This is a genomic window from Mycobacterium sp. 852002-51163_SCH5372311 (assembly GCF_001667115.1).
Classification (GTDB): Bacteria; Actinomycetota; Actinomycetes; order Mycobacteriales; family Mycobacteriaceae; genus Mycobacterium.
Genome location: NZ_LZIJ01000128.1, coordinates 1 through 6,504 on the forward strand (window position 1 = coordinate 1; position 6,504 = coordinate 6,504).

At 64.5% G+C, this 6,504-nt stretch carries 7 protein-coding genes and 1 pseudogene; 3 read left to right on the plus strand and 5 right to left on the minus strand.

The genetic code is table 11. From position 1 onward, the window contains the following. A pseudogene (locus A5791_RS16170) lies at window positions 1-561 on the plus strand (cytochrome b); the annotation flags it as partial. 13 nt (window positions 562-574) lie between these two features. Here the strand turns inward: A5791_RS16170 and A5791_RS16175 are convergent. Both A5791_RS16175 and macS read right to left on the minus strand, forming a co-directional pair. Then, entirely contained in the window at window positions 575-1,231 is a 657-nt protein-coding gene (locus A5791_RS16175) for a response regulator transcription factor (protein ID WP_067238806.1), read from the minus strand. Continuing rightward, a complete protein-coding gene (gene macS, locus A5791_RS16180; protein ID WP_067238809.1) occupies window positions 1,224-2,378 on the minus strand; it encodes a MacS family sensor histidine kinase in 1,155 nt (384 codons plus the stop codon). The genes A5791_RS16175 and macS overlap by 8 nt, the downstream gene beginning before the upstream one ends. A gap of 26 nt (window positions 2,379-2,404) precedes the next feature. Between macS and A5791_RS16185 the strand changes: the two genes are divergently transcribed. Beyond that, window positions 2,405-3,757, plus strand: coding sequence for a dipeptidase (locus A5791_RS16185; protein ID WP_067238812.1), 1,353 nt, complete (start codon window positions 2,405-2,407; stop codon window positions 3,755-3,757). 279 nt (window positions 3,758-4,036) lie between these two features. On the opposite strand, the gene A5791_RS16190 is transcribed toward A5791_RS16185, so the two are convergent. Together A5791_RS16190 and bcp are read right to left on the minus strand one after the other, a co-directional pair. Further along, window positions 4,037-4,249, minus strand: coding sequence for a DUF3060 domain-containing protein (locus tag A5791_RS16190; RefSeq protein ID WP_067238815.1), 213 nt, complete (start codon window positions 4,247-4,249; stop codon window positions 4,037-4,039). A 448-nt stretch (window positions 4,250-4,697) separates the two neighbouring features. Continuing rightward, a complete protein-coding gene (bcp, locus tag A5791_RS16195) occupies window positions 4,698-5,171 on the minus strand; it encodes a thioredoxin-dependent thiol peroxidase (RefSeq protein ID WP_067238820.1) in 474 nt (157 codons plus the stop codon). A gap of 95 nt (window positions 5,172-5,266) precedes the next feature. On the opposite strand from bcp, the gene A5791_RS16200 reads away from it, so the two are divergent. Then, window positions 5,267-5,494 carry a DUF3618 domain-containing protein gene (locus A5791_RS16200; protein ID WP_067238823.1) on the plus strand — a complete coding sequence of 76 codons (228 nt, stop codon included), beginning with the start codon at window positions 5,267-5,269 and terminating at the stop codon, window positions 5,492-5,494. Window positions 5,495-5,498: 4 nt separating this feature from the next. Here the strand turns inward: A5791_RS16200 and A5791_RS16205 are convergent, their stop codons facing one another. Then, the gene (locus A5791_RS16205) at window positions 5,499-6,272 is read right to left on the minus strand and encodes an SDR family oxidoreductase (protein WP_067238827.1); all 774 of its coding nucleotides are present in this window, start codon (window positions 6,270-6,272) and stop codon (window positions 5,499-5,501) included. Between the last annotated feature and the right edge of the window lie 232 nt (window positions 6,273-6,504).

Sequence of the window (6,504 nt, forward strand, 5' to 3'; positions counted from 1 at the left end):
GTTTATCCGTTCTTGGAGAAGCGGTTCACCGGGGACTATGCGCACCACAATCTGCTGCAGCGCCCCCGCGACGCCCCGGTGCGAACCGCGGTCGGGGCCATGGCGATCAGCTTCTACATGGTGCTCACGCTGGCGGCGATGAACGACATCATCGCGTTCAAGTTCCACATTTCGCTGAACGCGACGACGTGGATCGGGCGCATCGGCATGGTGATCTTGCCGCCGCTGGTGTACTTCGTCGCCTATCGGTGGTGCATCGGGCTGCAGCGCAGCGACCGCGCGGTGCTCGAGCACGGGGTGGAGACCGGCATCATCAAACGGCTGCCGCACGGCGCTTACATCGAGCTGCACCAGCCGCTGGGCCCGGTCGACGAGAAGGGCCACTCGCTGCCGCTGGAATACCAGGGCGCTCCGGTCCCCAAGCGCATGAACAAGCTCGGTGCCGGCGGGCGGCCCGGCTCGGGTTTGTTCTTCCCGGACCCGGCTTCGGAGGACGCGGCACTCTCGCAGGCCAAGCACGCCACCGAGCGTCGTGGCCTCACCGCCCTGCGCGACAGTTGAGGGCTCGCCACACTTACTCGTCGAGGCCGTGCTCGATCGCGTAGCGGGTCAGCTCCACCCGATTGGCGACTTGCAGCTTCCGGAACGTCGCCTGCACATGGTTCTCCACCGTTCGGTGGCTCAACGACAGCTTCTCGGCAATCTGCTTGGCGGACAACCCTTTTGCGACGTAGCGCAATACCTCGGTCTCCCGCTCGGTGAGGCTCGGGCCTGCCGGCGCAGGGTCCGGGCTCTGCGCGATGCGCCGGTACTCACCAAGCACCAGACCAGCCAGGCTCGGGGTGAACACGGCGCGCCCGGCGGCGGTGGCCCGCACCGCGTCGCTGAGCTCGGACTTCGAGGCGCTTTTGACCAGATAGCCGGTCGCCCCCGCTTTGACGGCTTCCAGCACGTCGTCGCGTTCATCCGAGGCGGACAGCACCAGCACCCGCGACGACGGCGAAACCGTGAGCACCTCCGTCGTCGCCTGCACTCCGGTACCGTCGGCAAGCTGCATGTCCATCAGGACCACATCGGGTTTGACCACGGCCGCCCGCCGTTTCGCCGCAGCCACGCCATCGGCGGTGGCCACCACGCTGAAACCCTCCTCGGCAAGATCACGGGCCACCGCGTCGCGCCAGATCGGATGGTCGTCGACGACCATCACCGTCGGTACGGTGCCGTCACTCATGGCCCCCCTTTCCTGCACCCGTGCGCGGCAGGCGCAGCTCCCACTCGGTGCCTTCGCCCACCCCCGTGTGAAGCTCTGCGCTGCCGCCCAGCGAAATCATCCGTCCCACAATCGATTTCGAGACGCCGAGGCGCCCCTGGCCCTCCGCTTCCTTCAGCCGTCCGGCGCTGATGCCGACTCCGTCGTCACGAATGCTCACCGTGACCGAATCGCCCAAATCTTCTAGCAGCACGAAAGCACGGGCTTCCGGTCCCGCGTGCAATCGCACGTTGTCGAGGGCGTTTGCCACCGCGGCATCCAGTTCAGCCGCCGTCTGCCGCGGAAACGGCACCGGGGTGCCCGGCAAGACCATCGACACCTGGTCGCTCTCTCTGCGGCGCAACAGCGCCCGCAGGTCGACGGTCTGACTGTCGCCGTCTTGCTCGATGCTCGTCGAAGTTATCCATCGTCGCAGCGCGCGTTCCTGTTCACTGGCCAGGTCTGCCAATTCGGATGTGGCGCCGCCGATCTCGTGACCCCGCTTGGCAACCAGCGCCAGCACTTGGATGACGCCGTCATGGACTTGGCGCGATAGCCGTTCGCGCTCCTCCAGCGCGGCCGAGAGCTGGGCGGCTCGCTGCAATTCGTCGTGGGCGCGGCGCGCGGTCCGGGCGGCCATTCCGATCGCCAACCCGATCGCCAACTCGATGATGATCGTGGCGTTATGACCAAGGTTGAGGGACAGGTAATTCTTGACCGCGAAATTGGTGGCCATCACGATCAGGCCGGTCAGCATTCCGCCCGCCGGCCCGAACTGCAGGGCCGCCGATATCGTGGGGTTGCTGGCCCACAACGTGGTGGGCCAGGTCTGGTTGTCGGCCGCCCACTGCGGGGAGGCGATGATTCGGTTCGACCCCATCAGCAGCACCACGACGATGATTTCGGAGATCACCCACGTCGGCCGGCGACCGAAACCTCGCAGGTAGGCGACAGCGCAGGCCGCACTCCAGCCGATCAGAACGCAAAACAGCAGCCAACCCGTCAACGGGTGGCGAAGATCGGAATTGATCGCGACGTGGAAGCCCAGCGCGTAAAGGCAACTCAGCAGCCGAAATACCTGCGCCGCCCGCCACAACGGTGTCGTTGGGTCCGGACCCTGAGTCGTCACACGGACAGCTTAGTAGCCTCGAAAGCATGACTGATCTGGTTGAGCGCGTCCGCGAGGTACTGCCGTCGGTGCGCCGCGATCTCGAAGACCTGGTGCGCATCGAATCGGTGTGGGCCGACCCGGCCCGCCGCGACGAGGTACACCGCAGCGCGCAAGCCGTCTCAGATCTGTTGTCACAGGCAGGATTTAGCGATGTGCGCATCGTCAGCGAAGGCGGTGCCCCGGCCGTCATTGCCCAGCATCCGGCACCCGAGGGCGCGCCCACCGTGTTGCTTTACGCCCACCACGATGTGCAGCCCGAAGGCGACCCGGCCCAGTGGTCATCGCCGCCTTTCCGGCCGACCGAACGCGACGGACGATTGTACGGTCGCGGCAGCGCCGACGACAAGGCAGGCATCGCAACGCATTTGGCGGCATTTCGCGCGCACGACGGCCAGCCCCCAGTGGGCGTCACAGTCTTCGTCGAAGGGGAAGAAGAATCCGGGTCACCGTCGCTGGCCCGATTACTTGCCGCCCACCGCGACGAGCTGGCCGCCGACGTCATCGTCATCGCCGACTCGGACAATTGGAGCACCGAGACTCCAGCGCTGACGGTTTCGCTACGTGGGTTGGTCGACTGCGTGGTCGAGGTTGCGACCCTGGACCACGGACTGCACTCGGGCTTGTGGGGCGGCGCGGTTCCCGATGCGCTGAGTGTCCTGGTGCGACTGCTGGCGAGCCTGCACGACGACGACGGCAACGTCGCGGTGGCCGGCTTGCACGAAACTGACACCAGCGCACTGAATTACCCCGACTTCTCGGCAGAGCGCCTGCGGCAGGATTCCGGCTTGCTGGAAGGGGTTTCGGAAATCGGATCGGGCTCGGTGCCGCAGCGGCTTTGGGCCAAACCGGCGATCACGGTGATCGGCATCGACACCACATCTGTTGCAGCGGCATCGAACACGCTGATCCCACGGGCCCGGGCCAAGATCAGCATGCGGGTCGCACCCGGCGGTGACGCCCAGGCGCACCTCGACGCGTTGACCGCCCACCTGCAGCGCAATGCTCCGTGGGGTGCACAGGTCACGGTCACACCCGGCGAGCAGGGCCAGCCGTATGCCATCGAGGCCAGCGGCGCGGTCTATGACGCCGCACGAGCCGCATTCCGGCAGGCGTGGGGTGCTGAGCCGATCGACATGGGAATGGGCGGTTCGATTCCGTTCATCGCCGAATTCGCCGCCGCCTTTCCGCAAGCAAAGATCCTGGTCACGGGAGTGGAAGATCCTGCGACACAGGCGCATAGCGTCAACGAGAGCTTGCATCTGGGCGTGCTGGAGCGGGCCGCCATCGCCGAGACGCTGCTGTTGGCCAACCTGGGCAACTCGGCTGAACGCGGCTAGATCGAGGGTGGCGACGCACCCCCGCAATGGTTCGAGCTGTTTTCAAATTGCTGGCGGGCCGGGGCAGATCGGTGGTGCACAGAACGGGGTAGCCGGGTGTTCCTCATAAGTCTCATCCGTCACAGAATTTCGGATGCATGGCTTTGGTCCGCCTCCGAGCGACAACCGTTGCGCGGCAAGCCAATTTGTCGCGCGGAGGTGGACAAAAAGACACAAGCCACATTTCCGGTGACGGGCGTGACCGGTGTGGCCAATGGTGCGCCGAGGCGATCCAGCGGTTCAACGAGCATTCGAGCGTTGCGAGACGGCGTTGTTGTTTCCAGTCTTGTTGATCGTCGGTGAGCCCGAGTGGTAGATCAGCGCGTTGTCGTCGCCGAAAACGCTGATGGTGTCGGCACTGTCGACGGTGACGCGATTTGCGCTACCGAAGACCTCTAGCCTGCGGCAGTGGCCGGTGATGGTGTACGTGTTGTTGTCGCCGTCCAGCTTCACGTTGCCGTCGTTGCAATTCTGCGGCTTGCCGAGCCGGTTTATCTTCCCCCTTCTCGGTGAATACCTGAGGTTCAAACGGGTGGGAGGCGAACGATGACACCAATTCGCGGGCGGGCTCGAAGAAGTCTATTGGTGGGGGCGACGGCCGCGGGCATCATCCTGGCCTGCGCGCCGGTAGCGACCGCGGACCCCGACGATCCCGAAACCTCCCCGTCACCCACGCCGTCCCCCACAGCGCAACCGCCCGGGCGCCCCAATATGCCGAAGCCCAACAATCCCAACAATGGCGAACCACGAACGGGCGATCTCGCGGACAAGAATTGCTGGGTCATCAATGGTGTTCCGACGTGGAATGCCCCGGGAACCGCGCCCAGACCAATTGGTCCCGGAGATACCGCGGTGCCCTGCTACGTCGTGTACGGCCTACAGCCGCACTAAGCCGAGCCGTCTATGAAGCCAATTGCTTCTGGATGAACGATGCGGTGTGCGCCGCCTTGACGTTGTACTGCGCCACGGCGATCTTGCCCTTTTCATCGACAACGAAGGCAGACCGGATGACTCCCGTAACGGTCTTGCCGTACATCTGCTTCTCGCCGTAGGCACCCCAGGCCGTCAGCACCTTACGGTCCGGATCTGACAGCAGCGGGAAGTTCAGCCCTTCGGCATCGCGGAACTTGGCCAGCTTCTCCGGCTTGTCGGGGGAGATGCCGACGACGTCGATGCCGGCGTCGTTGAGGTTGTGCAGATTATCGCGAAACGCGCAGGCTTGTTTGGTGCAACCCGGCGTGGAGGCCGCCGGGTAGAAGTAGACGACGACGCGGCGTCCCTTGTAGTCGGCCAGCGACACCGTCTTACCGTCGGCGTCGGGCAGCTTGAATCCGGGTGCCTTGTCGCCGGGGGCCAGCCGCGGGGTCTGGGTCACGTAGGTCCCTTTCTGTTCACCGGAACGTCGGGATCGGAACCGGCTGATCTAGGGTAGTTCGTCAGGTGCACGAGCCAGACCGGGAGGACAGACACGTGGCGGAACGGGACCCCGATGCCATCAAGCAGGAGATCGACGTCGCCCGCAACCAGCTGGCGGCCACCGTCGACTCGCTTGCTGAGCGGGCTAACCCCCGCCGTCTGGCCGATGATCTCAAAGTCCGGGTAATCGAGTTCGTCAAGAAGCCCGTCGTGACGGCATCACTGGCCGGGGTAGGCGCGCTCGTCGTTGTGATCGTTGTCCAGCGCGTCAGGAACCGCTGAAGCCTTAACGAGTCGTGTAGCCACCATTCGCGAAGATGGTTTGTCCGGTGATCCACCAGCCGTCGCTGACCAAAAATCTGATGAGCCGAACTATGTCGACAGGATCGGTGAGACCTGTCTCGGTGAATTTCGACAGGTCGGCCGCGGTCTGGTTGAACTTGGCCGATTCCTCGGTCTCCTGGCCGTAGAAGAACGGCGTTTCCATCGGCCCCGGCGCTACCGCGACGACGGAGATGCCGCGTTCCCCGAATTCCTTTGATGCCGCCCGGGTGAAATGTTCCACGGGGCTTTTGGACCCGGCGTAGATCGAGTACAGCCCGGTGTAGGCGGCCAACAGCGACGTCACCAGGGTGACAAGTTTGCCCCCATCCGAGAGCTGCTTGCCCGCCTCCTGGATGAAGAAGAACGCCGCCTTGGAATTGATCGCGAAGATCTTGTCGTAGTCGCTCTCGGTGATCTCCGGAATCGGTTTCTTGATCACCATGCCGGCGGTGTTGACCGCGATGTCTATCGACCCCATGGCCGCCTTCGCGTCGTCGAACAGGCCTGCCACCGCGGCGGCTGAGGTCAGGTCGCCCTGGAACGCGTACGCGCTCGGGCCGGAGGCCTCGATGGCGGCCACCGTTTCCTCTGCTGCGGGCTTGGTTGCGTCGCTGTTGTAGTGGATCGCGATCGCTGTGACACCTTGGCCGGCCAGATCTCGGGCGAGCAATCCGCCCAGGTTCTTCGCGCCGCCGGTAATCAGAACCGTCTTGCCCTGCAGGCTGTGGTCGCTCATCAGGAGCCTCCTCTCGTTGTCCTCTTTAAACGACGCTACGTGCGAAAAGCACAAATGACTAACAGGATTTAGTAGTCTTCGCACAACGATTGTTTGTTGAATGGAATGCCGTGCTGGATGAGTCGGACGCTGGGCGATCGGCCGCGGCGCTGCCCGTGGAAGCGCCGATCGACCTATATCGGCTGGGGCAGTTTGTGGCAGTCACCGACCACGGGAATCTCTCGGCGGCCGC

Coding starts and splice junctions, on each gene's coding strand:
- A5791_RS16175 (WP_067238806.1), bottom strand. CDS start 1,231: ATGAGTGACGGCACCGTACCGACGGTGATGGTCGTCGACGACCATCCG.
- A5791_RS16185 (WP_067238812.1), top strand. CDS start 2,405: ATGACTGATCTGGTTGAGCGCGTCCGCGAGGTACTGCCGTCGGTGCGC.
- A5791_RS16205 (WP_067238827.1), bottom strand. CDS start 6,272: ATGAGCGACCACAGCCTGCAGGGCAAGACGGTTCTGATTACCGGCGGC.